We start from the raw sequence: 20722 nt of genomic DNA, 5'->3' as shown, positions 1-20722 counted from the left end.
AGGCATAGCTCTTTTAAAATATATTGAGATATGCTATATTAGCAAACTCAAGGTCTAAGCTAAAGCTAAGGCCGAACAGAACCAAGTTAAAATCCACAAATTTTAAAATGTCCGAACAAAATCAATATACCGAAGATAATATTCGGTCACTCGACTGGAAAGAACATATTCGCATGCGTCCCGGAATGTACATCGGGAAATTGGGTGATGGTTCTTCTCCGGATGATGGTATTTATATTCTTTTAAAAGAAGTTCTCGATAACTGCATCGATGAATTTGTTATGGGTGCCGGAAAAACAATCGAGGTAACGATTAAGGATAAGACCGTTACTGTTCGAGATTATGGACGTGGAATTCCGTTGGGAAAAGTGATTGATGTAGTTTCCAAAATGAATACAGGTGGAAAATATGATTCATTAGCATTTAAGAAATCCGTTGGTTTGAATGGAGTAGGGACAAAAGCGGTAAATGCTTTGTCGAACTATTTTCGTGTAGAATCCGTTCGAGACGAAAAACAAAAAGCAGCGGAATTCTCTGCTGGAAACTTAGTTCTCGAAGAAGATATTATTGATACAACGAAACGAAAAGGAACTAAAGTAACTTTTATTCCCGATGAATCAATTTTCAAAAACTATAAATTTAGATTTGAGTATATCATCAAAATGCTCAAAAATTATTGTTACTTAAACAATGGTTTGACAATCATTTTTAACGGAGAAAAATATTTTTCTGAGAATGGTTTGAAAGATTTATTAGAAGAAACCATTCACGCTGACGATTTGGAATATCCAATCATTCACTTGAAAGGTGAGGATATCGAGATTGCTTTAACACACAGTAAAACACAGTACAGCGAGGAATACCATTCGTTTGTAAATGGACAAAACACTACGCAAGGAGGAACACACTTAGCGGCCTATCGAGAAGCAATTGTCAAAACAATTCGGGAGTTTTATAATAAAAGTTTTGAAGCTTCAGATGTTCGAAAATCGATTGTTACTGCGGTAAGTATCAAAGTAATGGAGCCGGTCTTTGAGTCGCAAACCAAAACTAAATTAGGTTCGACTGATATGGGTTCAGAACCCGGAATGCCTTCGGTGCGTACTTTTGTAAATGATTTCGTAAAAACGAAATTAGATAATTATTTGCACAAGAACCCTGCAACTTCAGATGCATTATTACGAAAGATTCTTCAAGCGGAGAGAGAGCGTAAAGAATTATCTGGTATTAGGAAACTAGCCACAGACCGCGCCAAAAAAGCGAATCTGCACAATAAGAAATTAAGGGATTGTCGCGCACATCTTCCGGATACTAAAAATCCTAAGAATTTAGAAAGCACGCTTTTCATTACAGAGGGAGATTCGGCTTCCGGGTCGATTACAAAATCACGTGATGTAAATACGCAAGCGGTTTTCAGTTTACGTGGAAAGCCTTTGAATTCTTATGGAATGAGTAAGAAAATTGTTTATGAAAATGAAGAATTTAATTTATTGCAAGCAGCTTTGGATATTGAAGACGGGTTAGAAAAATTGCGTTACAACAATATTGTAATTGCAACTGATGCCGATGTCGATGGAATGCACATTCGTTTGTTATTAATTACATTCTTTCTGCAATTTTTCCCTGAATTGATAAAAGAAGGACATTTATATATTTTGCAAACGCCACTTTTTAGAGTTCGAAACAAAAAAGAAACAATCTATTGTTATTCTGAAGAGGAACGAAAAGCGGCAATCGAAAAACTAAAGCCAAAACCGGAAATCACCCGATTTAAAGGTTTGGGAGAAATTTCTCCCGATGAGTTCAAGAATTTCATTGGAGAAACCATTCGCTTAGATCCTATTATGATGGACAAAAATACTTCAATTGAACAATTGCTTTCTTTTTATATGGGGAAAAATACGCCGGACAGACAGGAATTTATCATCAAAAATTTGAAGGTGGAATTGGATGTAATCGAGAAAGTTTAAATAAACAGATTAAAGTTGATAGGAGGAATCCATATACAATTCACAGAAAATAAATGGACGAAGAAGAAGAAAACATAATTCCAGAAGATCAAAACGAAGGTAAACAGTCTGAAGGACAACATTTTTACGATAATCAAGAAGACGGAAACGATACCATTACCAAAGTTACGGGGATGTATAAAGACTGGTTTCTGGATTATGCTTCGTATGTAATTCTGGAGCGTGCCGTTCCGGCGATTGAAGACGGTTTTAAACCGGTGCAACGTCGTATTATGCACTCTTTGAAAGAATTAGATGACGGTCGTTATAATAAAGTTGCCAATGTTGTAGGACACACCATGCAGTATCATCCTCACGGAGATCAGAGTATTGGTGATGCGATGGTGCAAATTGGACAAAAAGAATTACTGATTGACTGTCAGGGAAACTGGGGGAATATCCTAACGGGTGATGGCGCTGCGGCTTCACGTTACATCGAAGCGCGTTTGTCTAAATTTGCTTTGGAAGTTATTTACAGTCCAAAAATTACCGATTGGGGCGTTTCTTATGATGGACGAAGAGCGGAGCCGAACAATCTTCCGGTGAAGTTTCCGTTGCTTTTGGCACAAGGAGCCGAAGGTATTGCAGTAGGTCTTTCGACCAAAGTTTTGCCTCATAATTTCAATGAATTAATAGATTCTTCGATAAAAATATTAAAAGGGAAGCCATTTACACTATATCCGGATTTCATGACGCAAGGAATTGCCGATGTTTCCAATTATAATGACGGATTGCGTGGCGGACGTGTTCGGGTTCGTGCCAAAATTGGTCAGCTAGATAAAAATACGTTGGTGATTACCCAAATTCCGTTTTCAACCAATACTACGACTTTGATTGACAGTATTTTGAAAGCGAATGAGAAAGGGAAAATCAAAATCAAGAAAATTGAAGACAATACCGCCGCTGAGGTTGAGATATTAATTCACCTTTTCCCGGGTGTTTCTCCAGATAAAACCATAGACGCATTATTTGCTTTCACGGCTTGTGAAACTTCGGTGGCGCCTTTGGGCTGTGTAATTGAGGATAACAAACCACTTTTTATTGGTGTTTCTGAAATGTTGAAAATCTCAACGAACAGAACCGTTGAATTACTGAAAAGCGAACTCGAAATTCAATTGAATGAATTAGAAGAACAATGGCATTTTCTATCTTTGGAACGTATTTTTATCGAAAATAAAATATACCGGGACATTGAAGAAATGACGACTCGAGAATCGGTGATTAAAGCGGTTGATGATGGTTTGAAACCACACACAATACACTTAAAACGCGCTGTTACCGAAGAAGATATTCTGCGATTGTTGGATATCCGAATCATGCGTATTTCTAAATTTGACAGTAATAAAGCGCAGGATAAAATCGAATCCTTGGAAGGCGATATTGAACAAGTGAAACACAATTTAGAACATCTGATTGATTTTGCTATAGCCTATTTTGCCAAGTTAAAAGAGAAATACGTAAAAGGGCGGGAACGTCAGACAGAGCTTCGTATTTTTGATGATATCGAAGCGACGAAAGTGGTTTTAAGAAACACTAAATTATATGTCAATAAAGAAGAAGGATTTGTAGGTACGAGCTTGAAAAAAGACGAATACGTTACGGATTGTTCTGATATTGATGATGTTATTGTTTTTCTGCGTGATGGAAAAATGATGATTACCAAAGTAGATGCGAAAACCTTTGTGGGTAAAGACATAATTCACATTGCTATTTTTGACAAAAGCGACAAGCGAACTATTTATAACATGATTTACCGCGATGGAAAATCCGGGCCTTCTTATATTAAACGTTTTAATGTTTCAGGAGTTACCCGAGACAAAGCCTACGATTTAACCAATGAAACCGCTGGCTCTCAAGTAGTATATTTTTCTTGCAATCCAAATGGAGAAGCAGAAGTAATTACGATATTATTGCGCCAGATAGGAAGTGTCAAAAAATTAAAATTCGATATTGATTTTGCCAGTTTAGCGATAAAAGGACGCGCTTCCAAAGGGAATTTAGTAACCAAATATCCAATCAAAAAAATAGAATTGAAGGAGAAAGGAATTTCTACTTTATTACCAAGAAAAGTTTGGTTTGACGATACTGTTCAACGATTGAATGTAGATGGAAGGGGAGAATTGTTGGGCGAATTCAGACCAAGTGATAAGATTTTAATCATCTCACAATCGGGGAAAATAAAAGTAATTACACCCGAATTATCTACTCATTTTGATGAAGACATGGTAGTCCTAGAAAAATGGATTCCCAAGAAACCAATTTCAGCTATTTATTATGATGGTGAAAAAGAGCGTTATTACATCAAACGTTTTTTGGTGGAAACCGAAAACAAAGAAGAAAGTTTTATCACGGAGCATCCTAATTCACATCTCGAAATTGTATCAACGGATTATCGTCCCGTGGCTGAATTAGTTTTTACAAAAGTAAAAGGAGTTCAAAAAGAAAGTATCACTGTAGATATTGAATCTTTTATTTCTTTGAAAGGATTCAAAGCTTTAGGAAATCAATTGACAACCGATAAGTTGAAGCAAGTAAATCTATTAGAGCCTTTAGCGTATGAAGTTCCGGTTGAGGTAATTGCTGAGGATATAGAGGTCAAAGGGGAAACGGATGCTGATAATGCTACGGTTCAATTAGATGATGATGGTCAGATTACTTTATCCTTAGAATAAAACAATAAAAAAAAGCGCTAAAAGCGCTTTTTTTATGAAATATTATTTTTTCCTCTTTCTCATTTTCATATTGAGGAATTCCACCGCAAGGGAGAAAGCGATTGCAAAATACAAATATGCTTTTGGAACCGCACCCACAGTTTGTCCTGCCAATACCGCATCTGATAAGTGCATACTTTCAGTAATTAACATGAATCCGATTAAAATCAAAAAGGCTAAGCCTAAAATCTGAATGGATGGATTATTGTTAACAAATGTACCAACAGGGACAGCAAACAACATCATCACAGCAACAGAAATAACGACCGCGGTTACCATTATGTACAAAGCGCCTTCGATGCCGTTAGTCATTCCTACAGCGGTAAGAATACTGTCTACAGAGAAAATAAGATCAATCAATAAAATCTGAAAAATCACATTTCCAAATGATTTTGCCGCTGAGGTTTTTAACTCTAACTCCTCTTCGCCTTTAAGATCTACTTTTTCATGAATCTCTTTGGTACTTTTATAAATCAGGAAAATACCACCACTGAATAGTATTAATGCCTGACCGTTAAAATGACCGCTGAACCAACCCCAGTCAAAGCTAAAAAGAGGTTCCTTCATTTTGATCAGTAACGTGATTCCGAATAATAATGCAATTCTCATAAACATGGCTAAAAACAAACCAATTTGAGTTGCTTTTTTGCGTTTCTCAGGAGGTAATTTGCCAGTAACAATCGATATGAATATAATATTGTCAATTCCTAAAATAATTTCAAGAAAAGTTAATGTTAACAGTGCAACCCAAGCATCGGGATTTAAAAATACTTCCATTTTGTTCAGTTATAAATTATAATTCTTAATCGGCTATTTTGGTAACAGTTCCTTTTTGTTTGGCATCTGATCCAACCATTCCAAATTCAAAGGTATACGAATTTTTTGAGGTTGTCAAAATTTTCATCCCGATAGCTTTTTTCTCTGCCATATTTTTAGGATGAATTTTTTGTAATACATATTCACAATCATTTACCCATCGAATTGCCGCGGTATCCGTTTTGCCTTCGAAAGTTTCAATCTCGATAGTGTCACTGCGTTCAAAAAGGGTGGTTTTTTTTATACCGTCAACTTCATATTCAAATTTGAATTTTCCGGTTTTAAAATCCTTGCAATTGCGCTCCGCATCATAGCACGATATAAGTGACAGCAGAGGAAGGAGGAATAGTATTTTTTTCATTTTTAAATTATTTTACTTTTTATTGGACCTAATCCAAGTGTACGTTGCAACTCCCAAAGCTAAAATCGTTTTTTCTATTGGCAAAAAAGGAGCTTTCTTTGGTTGCTCTTTTTAGCCAAGAAAAAATAGCTTTTAGCCTTTCGTGGTTTTCACTTCGATCTGGGGTAAGGCATTATTGTATTTTAATGTCATATTTGTCCAAAAGACCGATAATTCCTTGTGTTGAAAATTTTGCTTTTTTCATCGGATTGAATTCAGGATCAATTTTAAAATCAGTTGCTTTTGAAAAATCGGCTCCAGCTAATTGTGTATTGTTAAAAATAGCGCCATCTAAATTACTATTATCAAAAACAGCACTCGTGAGATTGGTCCCAACAAAACTTACCTCCCTTAACGAACAGGAATTGAATTTTGTCTTCGGCATTTTTTTGTTGGCAAACGAAGAATAATCTAAAACACATTCTTGAAAACTGACATTAAACAGGAAATCATCACATTCCTCAAATTGAATACCCAGCAATTTACAGTTTTTGAATTGTACCCCTTTCAAGCTTGTTCCGGATAATTTGGTCATGGCCAAATTACAATCAATAAACTCGCAATCCATAAAACTGCTATAAGAGAAATCGCTATTCGATAAATCACAGTTTTTAAAAACGCAATCCTCAAATTCTCGATTGTTTACTTTTTTATCGACATAAACGATTTTTTCAAATGTTTTTTGAACGTGAATTAGATTTTCCATCAGTCGTTAAATAAGCTTTTCATAATTGTTTTTAACCCCAGAAACATTAAATACATTGCGGCAAGACAAGCAATTATTCCAATTGCTAAAACTAAATAATGCCAAACATTCTGTTTGTTCATAAACGCGTTATATATTAAGGTTGGACCAATGAAGATCAACGGTAAAGCTCCTGATAAATATTTTATTCCTTTAGATAGTAGTTCTTTGTTGGTTGCCATTGTTTTTTATTTAAAGTTTAAGGTTCGAAGTTTTTTGATGTTCTCAAAATATTTACCTGTAATCTGTTTATTGAGCTGTAAAATTGTTAATAGCTTTTCGCACGCTACCGTGCTTTTTTAATAAATCAGCGGCTTGTTCATAGGAGACGGGAATTTCTTCCATAATCATTTTCACGCCTCGATCAACCAATTTGCTGTTGCTGAGTTGCATGTCTACCATTTTGTTGCCTTTCACTTTCCCAAGTTGAATCATGGTTGCTGTTGAGATCATGTTGAGTACCAGTTTTTGCGCTGTCCCAGCTTTCATGCGGGAACTTCCCGTTACAAATTCTGGTCCTACAACTACTTCAATAGGGAATTTTGCCGTTTGCGAAAGCGGGCTTCCTGCATTACAAGAAATACTTCCTGTGGTAATATTATTTTCGTTACAAGTTTGTAATCCTCCAATAACATAAGGTGTTGTTCCCGAAGCTGCTATTCCTATCACTACATCATTTTCATTTACATTGAAATCTTTCAAATCAATCCAGGCTTGCATGGCGTTGTCTTCGGCATTTTCTACGGCTTTGCGAATTGCGGTATCGCCACCGGCAATTATCCCAATTACCAAATCAAAAGGGACGCCAAAGGTTGGTGGGCATTCCGAAGCATCTAGTATTCCAATACGTCCTGATGTTCCTGCGCCAATGTAGAATAACCGTCCGCCGAGTTTCATTTTAGCAATGATTTCAGTCACTAAAGTTTCTATTTGCGGCAATGCTTTTTCTACGGCAAGCGGAACGGTTTTGTCTTCCTGATTGATATTAGATAACAATTCTTGAACCGACATTTTTTCTAAATGTTCGTATTTTGAGGATAGCTCGGTGGTTTTTGTGAATTCCATGTTCCTGTTTTTTCGCGTGAGGGATATCAGCGGAAATCCTTTTTATTTTTTCTTTAAAAATAAAAAGATTGAAGCGAATAGCCCGACCCTTGCGGTCACGCCCAAATTATAAAATTATATAAAATAAGCCAACGCAATTCCTATCACAATCATTGAAACCTTGGCAATATTGAACTTGTGTCCTTCGCTGCTTTCGAAAATAATGGTGGATGAAATATGAAATAATATTCCTATTACTATGGCTGTGATTTCAGTGTAATATACGTTTAATATTGGCAAATAATCAGATAAAATGGTACCTAGTGGCGTCATTACTGAAAAAGTGATCATGAAAATAAAAATGGCTTTTTTGTTCAGACCGGCATTGATAAAAAAGGTGGTCAGGATTATGGCAATGGGTAAATGATGGATAGCAATTCCAATTGCTAAATCATGATGATGGCTTACAGGGAAACCTTCTAGAAACGCATGTATACAAAGACTTACGAAAAGTAACCAGGGAATTTGTGTCATTATTTCGTGTCCGTGAACATGCCCGTGTTCAGCTCCTTTTGAAAAAAATTCCAATATGATTTGGAATAATATCCCCAGCATGATGAATAGTCCAATGTTTGGGTTTGCATTTTCATAAATTTCAGGTAATAAATGCATTACCGTTAAGGAAAGTAAAAAAGAACCACTGAAAGCCAATAGCAATTTTAGGTTTGTTTTATTCTTTGGTCGTATAATCAATGCGACGATATATCCTACAAGTACCGAAAGTAATGGTAAAAGGTAATTCATTTATTTAAAAATCATGATTAATCGTTCACTATCTGTTTTATGGAATTTTTTTAATTTGTAATCACCAAAAATATCCAATAAATAGATTCCGGCTTCTTCCATTAATTCCTCAAAATCTTTTAGGGTTAGCGCTTTTACTTTTTCGGTGAAATGAAATTTTTGGCCTTTGTCTTCGAAGTCAATTTCTTTGTAAATATGACCATCTTTTAAATAGCGTTTAATGTGAAAATCGATTCCTTCGACTGTTTTTGTTTCTTCAGGAACTAGCGTTTCAAGGACTTGGGGAACATTCATGAAGTCAATCACGGCAAAACCATATTCTGAAAGGCTTTCTTTGATGGCTTTTAACGTAGTAAGATTGTCTTCATCATTTTCGAAATAACCAAAACTGGTAAATAAATTGAAAATGGCATCATATTTCTCTTCAAAAGGTTCACGCATATCGTGTACTTTGAAATGAAGGGTTTCATTCGTGTTTTTAGTAGCTTCGGCAATACTGTTTTCGGATAAATCTGCTCCCAGAACTGTAAAACCTAATTGGTTCAAATAAATAGAATGGCGGCCTTTACCACAGGCTAAATCCAATACTGTTGCGTTTTCAGGAAGATTAAGATAATGGGTGAGATTATCCATGAAAACCTGTGCTTCTCTATAGTTTCGGTCCTTGTAAAGGATGTGATAATAGGGAGTGTCAAACCAGGAACTGTACCAGTTTTCAGGTGTTTGTGGTTGATTATCGGTAAAGGATTTGCTAGATTCGGACATTTATTCTTTTTCAATTAATTCGATTGATGCAAATTTAGTGTATTTTTGCCGAATATAACGATAACAATTCCCCCTTTAGGGGTTAGAGTGGGCAAATGGAAAATAATTATAAAATGATTGCCAAAACCTTTTTTGGTTTTGAAGAAATATTAGCAAAAGAACTGCAAAACCTAGGTGCACAAGATGTGGAGCAAGGCGTAAGAATGGTAAGTTTCAAAGGAGATAAAGGCTTTATGTACAAAGCGAATTTGTCTTTGCGTACCGCTTTAAAAATCCTAAAGCCTATTTATTTTTTCAAGGCCAATAACGAACAGGCTTTATACAAAGGAATTTCGAGCATGAACTGGTCTAAATTATTGAATGCCAATCAGACATTTGTGATTGATACTACGGTGCATTCGGAATATTTTAATCACTCAGAATTTGTTTCCCAAAAGTGTAAAGATGCGATTGTGGATCAGTTCAGAGAAAGAACGGGGCAACGACCAAGTATTGATAAAGTACATCCTGATTTAAGAATCAACATTCATATCGATAAAGACCAGGTTTCAGTTGCACTGGATACTTCAGGGAATGCATTGAACCAACGTGGGTACAGAACCGCAACCAATATTGCTCCTATAAACGAAGTTTTGGCAGCAGGAATTTTATTACTTTCCGGTTGGGACGGACAAACTGATTTCTTGGATCCAATGTGTGGTTCGGGAACATTCTTAGCCGAAGCAGCGATGATTGCCTGTAATATTCCGGCAAACATTAACCGCAAGGAATTTGCTTTTGAAAAATGGAACGATTGGGACAATGATTTGTTTGATAATATCTCGGACAGTTTATTGAAACGCGTTCGTGAGTTTCATTACACGATAAAAGGTTACGATAAAGCACCAAGTGCCGTTCAAAAAGCCAAAGACAATATCAAGAATGCCAATCTTGACGAATATATTTCTATTGAAGAAAAAAACTTTTTTGATACTGAAAAAACTTCGGAAGGGAAACTGCATATTGTTTTCAACCCGCCATATGATGAGCGTTTGGATATTCACATGGAAGAATTCTATAAAAATATCGGTGATACGTTAAAGAAAAATTATCCGGGAACAAATGCCTGGATGATTACAGCAAACTTAGAAGCATTGAAATATGTTGGACTTAAACCTTCGAGAAAAATCAAACTTTTTAATGCTGGATTAGAAGCTCGTTTGGTAAAATACGAAATGTACGAAGGAAGTAAAAGAACAAAGTTTCAGGTAACAACTGATAGTGCTGAATAAGCAATATTCAGATATTTACTTTCGACCTTTGACTTTACAACTTTAAGACTTAAAAAAAAATGACCAAATTACAAATACGAGCATTTATATATCAACTGGGATGTTTTGCAATATTATTTATTTCCGCAAGGTATCTAGTGGAGCATTACACTAAATTAACCGGATTTTGGATTCCGTTAACCGCATTTGTGATAGGAACACTTTTGTCTCCAAAATTCCATGCAATAAAAACCAAAGATGGAGAGAAATTATTCATGAAGTGGATTTTCATGAAAGGAATAAAGGAAATAGGATAGTTTAGAAATCCTGAGATATTAGTTTTAAATATGGACGGCCAATTTGCTAATTTTTACCAAAAATAAAAATTAGCGAATTGGCTGTTATTTTTTATCTACTTTTTTTGGTGCAATTTTCTTCTTGTAAATAGGAACAAAATAAGTAACAGTGTAATTGAATCCTACTCCAAAACTACCATCGTAAGTTCTGTTGAATCCGGGAATATATAAGTTAGAAAAATTCTCCGGTTCTTTATTGGTGACCAATCGGTTCAATCGAAGACTGAAACCTACAAACACATTATCAAATACTTTGGCTTTTACTCCGGCTACAACTTCAATCCAGCTTGCGGATAAACCATCAAACTTTTTACCGGAAGGAATTGCAGGAACTTCTCCAAAATAAGGATTCGCATTGTAGATTCGATAACTGTTTAATTGTTGATTAAAAGTACTGAAACCGTAACGCATTCCTATAGAAATAATGTTTTCCATATCCAGCCAGTTTTCATAGGCATTATAATCAAAACCCGCTTTTATATAGGAACCTTTGGTGGTGAAATTGACACGGTCATCATCTGTCGTTTTATTTTCATTCCCAAGTTCGGCAGCCAAAAAATATTTTTTTGTCAGTCGATAATCTCCCACCAACTCAATTCCCTTGTAATCTTTGTCATAAAGAGCACGGGTCAGTTTGTATAAATCGACTCCCACACGAACGCCATAACGATCCGTTTTTACAGGAATCGAATCGTTCTTTATAATTTCAGGACTAATTTTGACTAATGGCAATGGCGCTGCAGGAATAATCTGTTCTGTTTTGGTGGTTTTTGGATCACTTTTGACAGGAGTCGTCTCTTGAGCCTGTACTAAAGTCAACGACAATAAGAGACCAATACTAAAAAAAGATCTTAATGTGTGTTTCATTTTCGTTTTCGATGTTACTTTTTTCAACCGATATAAATTTTATCCATTTTTGATTTGCAGTTGTTGCATCAGTATGTGTATATGGATTTGTGGGGTCTAATGTAAAAATTGTTTTGTAACCGCAAGCTCTGGAAACAAAAAGTTCCTGTGTGGTATAATCAAATTTTATGATGTCTTCATCAACCAATGCAGGATTAGGATTTCCTGAGTTTAATGTGAAACTATAGGTTGTGTTTTTTCCAACAGTTTTTAACGGAATAGAAATAGTATTTGCACTAGTCGTTTGACTGCCGTTAAAAAGAATTCCATCGCTCATTCCTTCGCCAACTATTTTTAGATTTGATACGTTTTTTAAAACGGAAGGATTTAAAAAATCATAAAATTCTATTACTAATCGTGGCGTTGTGGGAGTATTTGCATCGCAAATGTCATCTTTCTCACAACCGGAGAAGGATAGTGCTAATGCAAATACCAATAAAATTATTTTTTTCATATACACTTTATTGTTCCCCCTTTGGGGGTTAGGGGGCTTATCTTCTTTCCAAAAGTACAACATTTTCCACGTGATGTGTTTGCGGAAACATATCCACAGGACGCACACGAGTCACTTTGTATTTTTCGTCCATTAAAGCCAAATCTCGAGCTTGTGTAGCAGAATTGCAACTTACATAAACCACTTTTTCAGGAGCAATTTTCATGATTTGTTCAATTACATCTTTATGCATTCCGTCTCTTGGCGGATCCGTGATAATTACGTCGGGATGTCCATGTTGTGCTATGAATTCATCATTAAACACCACTTTCATATCTCCTACAAAGAACTCACAATTGGTGATTTCATTGCGTACCGCATTAGCTTTAGCATCTTTAATCGCATCAGGAACACTTTCTACACCAATTACTTTTTTTGCTTTTTTCGAAACAAATTGAGCAATAGTTCCCGTTCCGGTGTATAAATCATAAACAATTTCATTTCCTGTCAATCCAGCAAAATCACGCGTTATTTTATACAACTCATACGCTTGATCCGAATTGGTTTGGTAAAAAGATTTTGCATTAATGCTAAATTTCAAACCTTCCATTTCTTCCAAAATGTAATCTCTTCCTTTGTATAATTTAATATCAGTATCGTATAAAGTATCGTTCGCTTTATTGTTCACTACGTATTGCAGCGAAGTAATTTGCGGGAATTTCTCGTAAAGATGATCTAGGATTAATTCTCTGTTGTCTTTGTCATTTTCAAAAAACTGAATCAAAACCATGATTTCCCCCGTCGAAGCAGTACGCAACATCAAAGTTCTCAATAAACCTTCATGTGCTCTTGGATTAAAGAAAGTCAGTCCATTTGCATTAGCAAAATCTCTCACTTCGTTTCTAATTGCATTTGATGGATCTTCCTGTAAATGACATTTATTGATGTCCAGGATTTTGTCCCACATTTTCGGAATATGAAAACCAAGAGCGTTTCTGTTTCCTAAATCTTCAGTACTGTCAATTTCCGCTTCGGTCAACCAACGGCTGTTCGAAAAAGAAAATTCCATTTTGTTTCTATAAAAAAACTGTTTTTCGGAACCCAGAATTGGTTCAAATTCCGGAAGTTCTACTTTTCCAATGCGTTGCAAATGATTTTTCACTTCATTTTGCTTGTAATACAACTGCTGGCTGTATTTCATATTTTGCCATTTACAACCGCCGCAAACACCAAAATGCTCGCAAATAGGCTCAACACGATGTTCTGAATATTCATGAAAATGAACTGCTTTACCTTCGTAATAAGCTTTGCGCTTCTTGAAAGTCTGTACATCAACCACATCACCCGGAACCACATTTGGGATAAAAACTACTTTTCCATCGGGAGCTTTTGCTACCGAAACGCCTTTTGCACCAGCATCAAGGACTTTTATTTGATGAAAGACAACTTTGTCTGTATTTTTCTTAGTCATAGCGCAAAAATAAGTGTTTGAATGGTTTTATAAATTCAAATTGTGAAATATTTTCACTTTTAGATGTTTTTATTTGTGGCATTCCCGATTTTCACTGCAAATCCTGGCTACGCAAGCAATAACACTAAGCCCGTAAAGCACTTTCTTTTTTAATAAGCACAACGAATTAAATAAGAAAGGTATCATTAATATTAATTTTAAACGTAGCTTAGAATTCATGGAATCAGGATTTTTTCGAACACGCAATAATGTAGCAAGTGAAAGAGATTATGATTATTTTAGTATTGAAAAGAACTTTAAATTTTAGTTAAATTATCAATTGTTTGAAAGTGTTTTTTGATAAAAGAGCTAAATTTGAGAAAACAGAAAACTGAAAATTATGAAAAGAAATGCAACCGCAGTCTGGAATGGTTCACTGAAAGAAGGTGCCGGAAAACTTACTACACAATCGACCACATTAAAAGATACACAATATTCCTTTAAATCCCGTTTTGAAGAAGGAGTAGGAACAAATCCGGAAGAACTTATTGCAGCGGCTCATGCAGGCTGTTTTACAATGCAACTTTCGGCTTATATCACCGAAGCAAGTTTTGAAATTGAAAGTATCGAAACGAAATGCGATATCGATTTGGTGGATGGGACAATTATAACGGCACAATTAACGGTTCAAGCAAAAGTTAAAGAAATAACAGAAGATGCTTTTCAGCAATTAGTTACCAAAGCAGAGAAAAATTGTCCTGTTTCTAAAGTATTGAATGCAGCGATTTCAAGTACAGCTGCTTTAGCTTAAACAAAAATTAATAAAATAAAAAGGCTCGATTAAGTTTAAATCGAGCCTTTTTGTTTCTGTATAGCAGATTATTTTTTTGCTAAAACTTCCGTGATTGCTTTTTCAGCTAGCGGAGCCATTACCTGATAGCCTAATTTGTTTGGATGAACACCGTCTTCGGAATAAGCTTTTTTCAATCCGTTGCGTTCATCTTTCATAGCCGAAAAGTAATCAAGATACAAAATGTCATTGACGTCAGCGTAATTTTTTATCATTTTATTTAAAGCCACTACTTTTTCAGCTGGATTTTGATTGGGTTTCCAAGAGAAATCGTAAGCTGGTAATACGGAACATAAAATCACTTTTATTTGGTTTGCTTTTGCCAATTCGGCCATCGAAAAGATATTATTGGCAATCATATCTAATGTTGCGGGACCGGTATTGCCGGCAATGTCATTTATTCCAGCCAAAATAACCACAACTGCTGGTCTTAAAGCAATAACATCGGCTCTAAATCGGATAAGCATTTGGGGTGTGGTTTGACCGCTGATACCGCGATTGACGAATGGTTCTTCAGCAAAATATTCAGGATTTATGACGCTCCAAAATTCGGTTATGGAATCACCCATAAAAACTATTCTTTTGTCTCTGGGTGCTAACGATTTTAGTTGTGCATTTTGTTCTTGATATTTATTTAAATTCGGCCAGTCCTGCGCTTGTACTTTTCCTCCCATAACAATTGATAAAAATAATATGATATAAACTAATTGAATCTTTTTCATATGTAAAAGGATTTAAAATTTTGAAAAAGGAAATTTTGTCGTGCCAAATTAAGACAAAACAACCCTCCTTGTTATATCCGAAAGATACACAAAAGGAAGGTTGTTTTTATAAGATCAAAGTAATTTAATCAAACAAATCCGAAGACAAATACCGATCGCCTCGGTCGCAAATGATAGCGACAATCACTCCTGATTCTAAATTTTCAGCTATTTTTATTGCTGCTGCTACAGAGCCCCCACTGCTCATTCCCGCAAAAACGCCTTCTTCCAGTGCTAAACGTTTGGTCATCGCTCGTGCTTCTTCTTCGGAAACTTCGATGATTGTATCTACTTTCTTGGCATCAAAAATTTTAGGTAAATATTCTTGAGGCCATTTTCTGATTCCTGGAATTTGGGAGCCGTCGCTGGGTTGCGCACCCACAATTTGGATAGCAGGATTCATTTCTTTCAAGTAGGTGGAAGTCCCAATAATTGTTCCTGTTGTTCCCATTGCCGAGACAAAATGGGTTACAGTTCCTTCGGTATCATTCCATATTTCGGGTCCAGTGGTATTGTAGTGTGCTTTCCAGTTGTCGTCGTTTGCAAACTGATTCAGCATGATGTAACCGCCTTTAGCTACTTTTTTATCGGCATAATCTCTGGAACCAATTATTCCGGTAGCAGCGGGTGTCAAAATCACGGTTGCGCCATAAGCACGCATGGTTTGCGTGCGTTCGATAGTAGAATCTTCGGGAAGGATCAATTCGATTTCGATATTGAATAATTGGGCAATCATCGCCAGAGCAATTCCAGTGTTACCACTGGTTGCCTCAATGAGTTTGTCTCCTTTTTTAATATCTCCTCTTTCTAATGCCGATTTTATCATGTTATACGCCGCACGATCTTTTACGCTTCCACCGGGATTATTTCCTTCCAGTTTCAGCAAAAGTTTTACATTTTTATTTTGTACCAAATGTGTGGATTCGATTAAAGGCGTATTTCCTATTAAATCTAATATTTTTTGTGATTTCATGCTGTTTGATGTCTTGTGTTTGAATTGTAATTACCCGATTCTGGATTTGATTACAATAAGAATTTGTTTGTGCAACCTCTTTATATCAAGTGAATTTTAAAAACTGTGACAACAATAAAAGATAGAAATATTTTCGAAGTTCAGTGACATTTTCATGGGTTTTAAAACGAATCGCAAAGATATTGAACTATTTCGAATTATTTCTTTCTTATGCGAAAAGCTATCCTGATTATTGTGACACTTTTGTTAAATTTATAGTGTTTAAATACTACGAGATTTATTGTTTTAAATTTTTAAAAGGAAAAGCAATACTTTTTTTAATTTTCAATTTATAGAAACCGATTAGTAGTTTTGATGAAAGTGTTTTTTTGAATTAGCCAATAAATAACAATCCATGAAAAGTAATGCAACTTTTATAAGTGATATTTCCAAAAAGGAATTCCCAATTGCGGATAAAGTATCTGCTAAAACCATTCGAAATCCGATACTGGCGCTTATCCAAAATGATTATCCTGATTTTGATGCCGATAAATTCTTGTCTATTACTGAACTTAACATGTATCGGGAGAAATACATTTCGAATTATTTATTAGTTGAAATAGGGGAGTTGACCAATCTGGAAACCAGAGTTATTGGGTCGCTAAACGAGGATAAATCCTTAGTGAGTACTGTAGAAGATGAAGCAGGTATTCGAACCTTTGGCCAAGTGGTGGCGGATAAAGTAGCTGCTTTTGGCGGAAGCTGGAAATTTATCATTTTTTTCGGGGTGTTTATTCTGTTGTGGATTTTGGCTAATATCTATATTCTCTTGAATAAAGGATTTGATCCGTATCCGTTTATTTTGTTGAATTTAATTTTGTCTTGCCTTGCCGCACTTCAAGCGCCGGTAATTATGATGAGCCAAAATCGTCAGGAAGAAAAAGATCGGGAGAGATCCAAAAAAGATTACATGATCAATCTAAAATCAGAACTTGAAATCCGCATGCTTCATGAAAAACTAGATCATTTGATCATGCATCAACAAGAAGAATTGATAGAAATTCAGAAAGTGCAAATCGAAATGATGAATGATATTTTGACACGAATTAAATAATCTTTTTGTTCTAAAAAGTTTAAAAAAGGAACCTGTTAATAATGCTTAAAATAATAACCCGCAATCATAAAAACACCATTTAGGATTGCGGAGCCAATGATGATTTTTTTATAATTCCTGTTTTTGTCAATACAATTTAAACCCAGAATTCCCAGAAATAACAGGGTGGTAAAAATGGCTGGATACATCCTAAAAGCACCTTCAAAATCCCTTTGCAAAAGCAGTAAAAATCCCCTCTGAAAACCACAGCCCAAACACTCCACTCCAAAGAGTGTTCTGCTTAAACACGGCAGCATATATTTTTCTAAATCCAATGGTTTTTCTTTTTACAATTTTACGAAAAAATAAGAAACGGTTGCGATATTAATTGTTGCAATTTTAAATTCATTACTTTTGGAATCTTATATTTTAAAAGATGAAAAAGTTTATAATTCCCATAATGATTATCGCCATAATTGTTGCTTTGTATGAGCAGGTAAGTGCCGAAAAAAATGTATATATAATGGTAATTGCAATTGTAGTTTTCATGATGGGAATGATGCAATTGAGTGCCAAAACGCCAAGTAAGAATCAAGATAAAGAAGACGAAAATGTTTAACAAAGGAGATAAGGTTTCAGTGCTGGATGAAGCTATGAACGGAATAGTGCTGACAGTAAAAGAACAGCAAGTAACTATAGAGACTGAGGATGGATTCATGATGACATTTTTTGTCAAAGAGTTGATTAAAGTAAACGATTCCAGTAACTTACTAGATTGTATTAGAAGAATAAATATAAGTGAGGTTTCTAAGGAAAAAGAGATTCCAAAAGCACGAAGTTTTGTAAAAGAAAAGAAATCAAAGCATGAAATTTCAGCTCCGGAATTTGATTTGCACATTGAAAAATTGGTACCAAATAAACGCGGAATGTCTAATTATGATATTCTGACATTGCAGACAGAAACGGCAAAACGACACATAGAATTTGCCATTCGTAATAGAATTCCGAAGATTGTTTTTATTCATGGAGTTGGCGAAGGAGTTCTGAAAGCGGAGTTGGATTTTTTATTGGGACGATACGATAACATCGCTTTTCAAGAAGGCAATTATCAAAAATATGGACAAGGTGCAACGGAAGTTTTCATTAAGCAAAGTGCTATGTAAGTTCTTATTTTAAGTTTTTAAAATAAAAAAAGAGACCCGATTTTAAATGAATTTTACAATTGAAATTCATTTAAAATCGGGTCTCTTTTTGGGCATAAAAACAAACGATTTAGCGGTCGATTTTTATGCCTTTTCCGGTCTTAATTTGTAGTCAATAATTCACCGTAAATGTAATTATCGCCCAAAATAAAATCGCTGTTTCCTTTCTTCATTTTGACTTTTTTGAGGACAACGGTGTGCTTAAAACCATTCCCAAAAGCCGTTGTAGTGACTTCGACGATACCACTGATATTTGCTACTCCAGCTACTGCAATCCATTCTTCAGTTACTACTGGAGTTGCTGGAAAAGTGGTGTTACAAAAATAAGCGCCGGTTACTAAACCGGAGAATAATCGGTAGGTAAGTTTGTTTTTTGTATCGCTTATCAGTCCTGTTCTTGGTGCATTTAGAGGTGTTGCTTCATTAACAATTAATGCGGAATCCACATCAAGAATAAGTGCTTCGCTACTATTGTAATCATATAATTGCTTTGAAGAACTGCATTGTTCAAGGGTTTTATTGAATACTAATGGTAAAGGCGTTGCTGAAATCAAATAGTCTCCAAAAGCGAATGTTTCGTAAACTTGTGTTCCAGTTCCTTTGTCAAAAGTGATATTTTTGAAAGTGATATTGTGATTATAACCTGTAATTTTTGTGCTGTTGTCCGCTTCATCGGTTTTTACAGCAGTTGTATTTATTACTATTTTTCCACCCGTAGCGGTCCATTGTCCCGTGACAATAGGAGTTGCCGGCGGTATTGATTCGCAAATTGTTGATGCACTAACGGTACCATTATAAAAGCGGTAAATCACCCGATTGGCACTGCTGATGTTTAATTCTTGAGAAGTAGTTTCATTAGGAAGCGTAACTCCTGTAGCTTCAAAAATAAGCGCTTCACTTTCTTTCAGTTTGTAAATGATGTTGTTTGTGGTACATTTTTGCGCGGTAACATCTTCAAAATTGATGTCTTCCTGAATTAAATCGCCATCATCACACCCATTTAAGAACATGGAAAAAACCAACAAGCTAAGGACTCTTTTCATTTTTTATAATATTTCAAACAAAAATAGAATTTTTAATTTGTTCCAAATACATAACCGTTTAAAAATAGATTATTTAACAGGATTTTGGGTTTTCTATTGAAATGTTCAAGATTTAAATAACCGCCCGGAGTTGTCAGTATTGCTGTAGTTTAAAGCCATTAGAATTCGTTATCTTTGCACTAATTTAATACTGGTCATGAGACTTAACAAATATTATTTGGCTGCTTTTTTAGCTTTTTTTGTGTGGGGATTTTTTAGTTTTGCTTTGAAACCGTTGCATAATTATCCTTCTTTGGATATTTTATTTTATCGAGTATTTTTTAGTGTGATTACAATGGTATTAATCAATGTTATTTTTCGAAGAAGAGTAATGCGACAAAACTGGAATCATTTCAAAAATATCTCTTCAAAACAACAAAAAAATGTTGTGTTATTGACACTTGGCGGTGGTATATTTCTTTCCTCAAACTGGTTTGTTTATATTTATGTGATGAATCATGTCAGTGTTAATGCTGCATCATTAGCCTATCTGATTTGTCCAATAGTAACTACTGTATTTGCCTTCTTTATGTTGAAAGAAACATTAAGTAAATGGCAGTGGGTAGCTGTTTCAATCAGTTTTTTTAGTTGCATTTTGTTATCGTTTAATCATTTTCAGGACATATTTTACAGCCTTATTACCGCGACCACATACGCAATGTATTTAGTGAGCCAACGTAAAAATAACGATTTAGACAAATTTTTGGGTCTTACGATTCAGTTGATTTTTACGGCAGTTGTTTTGCTTCCTTTTTATCCAAAATACAGCGGTGCAATCCCTACGGAACCTTTGTTTTACACCTGTATGTTCATGATTGTGGTTTTTTTTACCATAATCCCTTTATTCTTAAATCTTTATGCGCTCAAAGGAATCAACTCCTCTGCGGTAGGAATTATGATTTATATCAATCCGATTATTAATTTTTTACTGGCCATATTCTATTACAAGGAGCAAGTAAGTCTCCTTCAATTGTTTTCTTATTTTCTAATTTTGGTTTCGATAGTTGTTTTTAATGAAAGAATACTCTTTTCCAAAAAACCAAAAGCGATGCCAGCAGAAATCAAAGGGCTTTAATAATTTTATATTTTAAAA

General features: G+C 35.2%; 23 protein-coding genes. 9 read left to right on the top strand and 14 right to left on the bottom strand.

All coding sequences use genetic code 11. From position 1 onward, the window contains the following. Window positions 1–107: 107 nt before the first annotated feature. Window positions 108–1970, top strand: coding sequence for a DNA topoisomerase IV subunit B (locus AC0J6S_RS15765; RefSeq protein ID WP_474954686.1), 1863 nt, complete (start codon window positions 108–110; stop codon window positions 1968–1970). 53 nt (window positions 1971–2023) lie between these two features. Continuing rightward, complete coding sequence (locus tag AC0J6S_RS15760; RefSeq protein ID WP_474954685.1) at window positions 2024–4681, top strand: DNA gyrase/topoisomerase IV subunit A; 2658 nt, start codon at window positions 2024–2026, stop codon at window positions 4679–4681. A 42-nt stretch (window positions 4682–4723) separates the two neighbouring features. Here AC0J6S_RS15760 and AC0J6S_RS15755 read toward each other — a convergent pair whose 3' ends face one another. From AC0J6S_RS15755 to AC0J6S_RS15725, 7 genes are all read right to left on the bottom strand, one after another. Continuing rightward, entirely contained in the window at window positions 4724–5497 is a 774-nt protein-coding gene (locus AC0J6S_RS15755; RefSeq protein ID WP_474954684.1) for a TerC family protein, read from the bottom strand. A 25-nt stretch (window positions 5498–5522) separates the two neighbouring features. After that, complete coding sequence (locus AC0J6S_RS15750; RefSeq protein WP_474954683.1) at window positions 5523–5897, bottom strand: DNA topoisomerase IV; 375 nt, start codon at window positions 5895–5897, stop codon at window positions 5523–5525. 172 nt (window positions 5898–6069) lie between these two features. Further along, window positions 6070–6642: a pentapeptide repeat-containing protein gene (locus tag AC0J6S_RS15745; protein ID WP_474954682.1), complete on the bottom strand. Its 573-nt coding sequence runs from the start codon at window positions 6640–6642 to the stop codon at window positions 6070–6072. Further along, window positions 6642–6863, bottom strand: coding sequence for a DUF6095 family protein (locus AC0J6S_RS15740; protein ID WP_474954681.1), 222 nt, complete (start codon window positions 6861–6863; stop codon window positions 6642–6644). Before AC0J6S_RS15740 ends, AC0J6S_RS15745 begins: the two co-directional genes overlap by 1 nt. Before the next feature lie 67 nt (window positions 6864–6930). Next, window positions 6931–7746: an N-acetylmuramic acid 6-phosphate etherase gene (murQ, locus tag AC0J6S_RS15735; protein ID WP_474954680.1), complete on the bottom strand. Its 816-nt coding sequence runs from the start codon at window positions 7744–7746 to the stop codon at window positions 6931–6933. A 114-nt stretch (window positions 7747–7860) separates the two neighbouring features. Beyond that, window positions 7861–8529, bottom strand: coding sequence for a ZIP family metal transporter (locus AC0J6S_RS15730; RefSeq protein WP_474954679.1), 669 nt, complete (start codon window positions 8527–8529; stop codon window positions 7861–7863). Next, window positions 8530–9294: a class I SAM-dependent methyltransferase gene (locus tag AC0J6S_RS15725; protein ID WP_474954678.1), complete on the bottom strand. Its 765-nt coding sequence runs from the start codon at window positions 9292–9294 to the stop codon at window positions 8530–8532. It abuts the gene before it with no gap. Window positions 9295–9389: 95 nt separating this feature from the next. Between AC0J6S_RS15725 and AC0J6S_RS15720 the strand changes: the two genes are divergently transcribed. Further along, a complete protein-coding gene (locus AC0J6S_RS15720; protein ID WP_474954677.1) occupies window positions 9390–10565 on the top strand; it encodes a THUMP domain-containing class I SAM-dependent RNA methyltransferase in 1176 nt (391 codons plus the stop codon). A gap of 59 nt (window positions 10566–10624) precedes the next feature. Next, window positions 10625–10861 carry a hypothetical protein gene (locus AC0J6S_RS15715; protein WP_474954676.1) on the top strand — a complete coding sequence of 79 codons (237 nt, stop codon included), beginning with the start codon at window positions 10625–10627 and terminating at the stop codon, window positions 10859–10861. Window positions 10862–10945: 84 nt separating this feature from the next. On the opposite strand, the gene AC0J6S_RS15710 is transcribed toward AC0J6S_RS15715, so the two are convergent. The 3 genes from AC0J6S_RS15710 to rlmD are packed head-to-tail and all read right to left on the bottom strand — an operon-like array spanning window position 10946 to window position 13710. Further along, the gene (locus AC0J6S_RS15710) at window positions 10946–11767 is read right to left on the bottom strand and encodes a DUF6048 family protein (protein WP_474954675.1); all 822 of its coding nucleotides are present in this window, start codon (window positions 11765–11767) and stop codon (window positions 10946–10948) included. After that, on the bottom strand, window positions 11739–12260 hold the full coding sequence (locus AC0J6S_RS15705) for a DUF6452 family protein (RefSeq protein ID WP_474954674.1): 522 nt from the start codon (window positions 12258–12260) through the stop codon (window positions 11739–11741). The genes AC0J6S_RS15710 and AC0J6S_RS15705 overlap by 29 nt, the downstream gene beginning before the upstream one ends. Before the next feature lie 37 nt (window positions 12261–12297). Further along, window positions 12298–13710: a 23S rRNA (uracil(1939)-C(5))-methyltransferase RlmD gene (rlmD, locus tag AC0J6S_RS15700; RefSeq protein WP_474954673.1), complete on the bottom strand. Its 1413-nt coding sequence runs from the start codon at window positions 13708–13710 to the stop codon at window positions 12298–12300. A gap of 379 nt (window positions 13711–14089) precedes the next feature. On the opposite strand from rlmD, the gene AC0J6S_RS15695 reads away from it, so the two are divergent. Continuing rightward, complete coding sequence (locus tag AC0J6S_RS15695; protein WP_474954672.1) at window positions 14090–14500, top strand: OsmC family peroxiredoxin; 411 nt, start codon at window positions 14090–14092, stop codon at window positions 14498–14500. Between the two features lie 68 nt (window positions 14501–14568). Here the strand turns inward: AC0J6S_RS15695 and AC0J6S_RS15690 are convergent, their stop codons facing one another. Together AC0J6S_RS15690 and cysM are read right to left on the bottom strand one after the other, a co-directional pair. Further along, entirely contained in the window at window positions 14569–15261 is a 693-nt protein-coding gene (locus AC0J6S_RS15690; RefSeq protein ID WP_474954671.1) for an SGNH/GDSL hydrolase family protein, read from the bottom strand. A 124-nt stretch (window positions 15262–15385) separates the two neighbouring features. Beyond that, the gene (gene cysM / locus AC0J6S_RS15685) at window positions 15386–16273 is read right to left on the bottom strand and encodes a cysteine synthase CysM (protein WP_474954670.1); all 888 of its coding nucleotides are present in this window, start codon (window positions 16271–16273) and stop codon (window positions 15386–15388) included. A 394-nt stretch (window positions 16274–16667) separates the two neighbouring features. On the opposite strand from cysM, the gene AC0J6S_RS15680 reads away from it, so the two are divergent. Beyond that, a complete protein-coding gene (locus AC0J6S_RS15680; RefSeq protein WP_474954669.1) occupies window positions 16668–17366 on the top strand; it encodes a DUF1003 domain-containing protein in 699 nt (232 codons plus the stop codon). Between the two features lie 35 nt (window positions 17367–17401). Here the strand turns inward: AC0J6S_RS15680 and AC0J6S_RS15675 are convergent, their stop codons facing one another. Beyond that, complete coding sequence (locus tag AC0J6S_RS15675) at window positions 17402–17680, bottom strand: DUF2752 domain-containing protein (protein ID WP_474954668.1); 279 nt, start codon at window positions 17678–17680, stop codon at window positions 17402–17404. 101 nt (window positions 17681–17781) lie between these two features. Between AC0J6S_RS15675 and AC0J6S_RS15670 the strand changes: the two genes are divergently transcribed. Together AC0J6S_RS15670 and AC0J6S_RS15665 are read left to right on the top strand one after the other, a co-directional pair. Continuing rightward, the gene (locus AC0J6S_RS15670) at window positions 17782–17964 is read left to right on the top strand and encodes a hypothetical protein (protein ID WP_474954667.1); all 183 of its coding nucleotides are present in this window, start codon (window positions 17782–17784) and stop codon (window positions 17962–17964) included. Beyond that, window positions 17957–18508 (top strand): Smr/MutS family protein, encoded by a 552-nt coding sequence (locus tag AC0J6S_RS15665; RefSeq protein WP_474954666.1) that lies wholly within the window; start codon window positions 17957–17959, stop codon window positions 18506–18508. Before AC0J6S_RS15670 ends, AC0J6S_RS15665 begins: the two co-directional genes overlap by 8 nt. Before the next feature lie 140 nt (window positions 18509–18648). On the opposite strand, the gene AC0J6S_RS15660 is transcribed toward AC0J6S_RS15665, so the two are convergent. Then, window positions 18649–19590, bottom strand: a complete 942-nt coding sequence (locus AC0J6S_RS15660) for a hypothetical protein (protein ID WP_474954665.1) — start codon at window positions 19588–19590, stop codon at window positions 18649–18651. Window positions 19591–19786: 196 nt separating this feature from the next. On the opposite strand from AC0J6S_RS15660, the gene AC0J6S_RS15655 reads away from it, so the two are divergent. Beyond that, window positions 19787–20704: an EamA family transporter gene (locus AC0J6S_RS15655; RefSeq protein WP_474954664.1), complete on the top strand. Its 918-nt coding sequence runs from the start codon at window positions 19787–19789 to the stop codon at window positions 20702–20704. Window positions 20705–20722 lie beyond the last annotated feature (18 nt).

The organism is Flavobacterium sp. TS_SC_5 (assembly GCF_056156265.1).
Note: the sequence above shows the minus strand (reverse complement) of the source record. Positions and strands in the feature narration are given on the sequence as shown.

Coding starts and splice junctions, on each gene's coding strand:
- AC0J6S_RS15765 (WP_474954686.1), top strand. CDS start 108: ATGTCCGAACAAAATCAATATACCGAAGATAATATTCGGTCACTCGAC.
- AC0J6S_RS15660 (WP_474954665.1), bottom strand. CDS start 19,590: ATGAAAAGAGTCCTTAGCTTGTTGGTTTTTTCCATGTTCTTAAATGGG.
- AC0J6S_RS15680 (WP_474954669.1), top strand. CDS start 16,668: ATGAAAAGTAATGCAACTTTTATAAGTGATATTTCCAAAAAGGAATTC.
- AC0J6S_RS15690 (WP_474954671.1), bottom strand. CDS start 15,261: ATGAAAAAGATTCAATTAGTTTATATCATATTATTTTTATCAATTGTT.
- AC0J6S_RS15715 (WP_474954676.1), top strand. CDS start 10,625: ATGACCAAATTACAAATACGAGCATTTATATATCAACTGGGATGTTTT.
- AC0J6S_RS15740 (WP_474954681.1), bottom strand. CDS start 6,863: ATGGCAACCAACAAAGAACTACTATCTAAAGGAATAAAATATTTATCA.
- AC0J6S_RS15730 (WP_474954679.1), bottom strand. CDS start 8,529: ATGAATTACCTTTTACCATTACTTTCGGTACTTGTAGGATATATCGTC.
- AC0J6S_RS15655 (WP_474954664.1), top strand. CDS start 19,787: ATGAGACTTAACAAATATTATTTGGCTGCTTTTTTAGCTTTTTTTGTG.
- AC0J6S_RS15705 (WP_474954674.1), bottom strand. CDS start 12,260: ATGAAAAAAATAATTTTATTGGTATTTGCATTAGCACTATCCTTCTCC.
- AC0J6S_RS15665 (WP_474954666.1), top strand. CDS start 17,957: ATGTTTAACAAAGGAGATAAGGTTTCAGTGCTGGATGAAGCTATGAAC.
- AC0J6S_RS15760 (WP_474954685.1), top strand. CDS start 2,024: ATGGACGAAGAAGAAGAAAACATAATTCCAGAAGATCAAAACGAAGGT.
- cysM (WP_474954670.1), bottom strand. CDS start 16,273: ATGAAATCACAAAAAATATTAGATTTAATAGGAAATACGCCTTTAATC.
- rlmD (WP_474954673.1), bottom strand. CDS start 13,710: ATGACTAAGAAAAATACAGACAAAGTTGTCTTTCATCAAATAAAAGTC.
- AC0J6S_RS15720 (WP_474954677.1), top strand. CDS start 9,390: ATGGAAAATAATTATAAAATGATTGCCAAAACCTTTTTTGGTTTTGAA.
- AC0J6S_RS15750 (WP_474954683.1), bottom strand. CDS start 5,897: ATGAAAAAAATACTATTCCTCCTTCCTCTGCTGTCACTTATATCGTGC.
- murQ (WP_474954680.1), bottom strand. CDS start 7,746: ATGGAATTCACAAAAACCACCGAGCTATCCTCAAAATACGAACATTTA.
- AC0J6S_RS15745 (WP_474954682.1), bottom strand. CDS start 6,642: ATGGAAAATCTAATTCACGTTCAAAAAACATTTGAAAAAATCGTTTAT.
- AC0J6S_RS15695 (WP_474954672.1), top strand. CDS start 14,090: ATGAAAAGAAATGCAACCGCAGTCTGGAATGGTTCACTGAAAGAAGGT.
- AC0J6S_RS15725 (WP_474954678.1), bottom strand. CDS start 9,294: ATGTCCGAATCTAGCAAATCCTTTACCGATAATCAACCACAAACACCT.
- AC0J6S_RS15670 (WP_474954667.1), top strand. CDS start 17,782: ATGAAAAAGTTTATAATTCCCATAATGATTATCGCCATAATTGTTGCT.
- AC0J6S_RS15755 (WP_474954684.1), bottom strand. CDS start 5,497: ATGGAAGTATTTTTAAATCCCGATGCTTGGGTTGCACTGTTAACATTA.
- AC0J6S_RS15710 (WP_474954675.1), bottom strand. CDS start 11,767: ATGAAACACACATTAAGATCTTTTTTTAGTATTGGTCTCTTATTGTCG.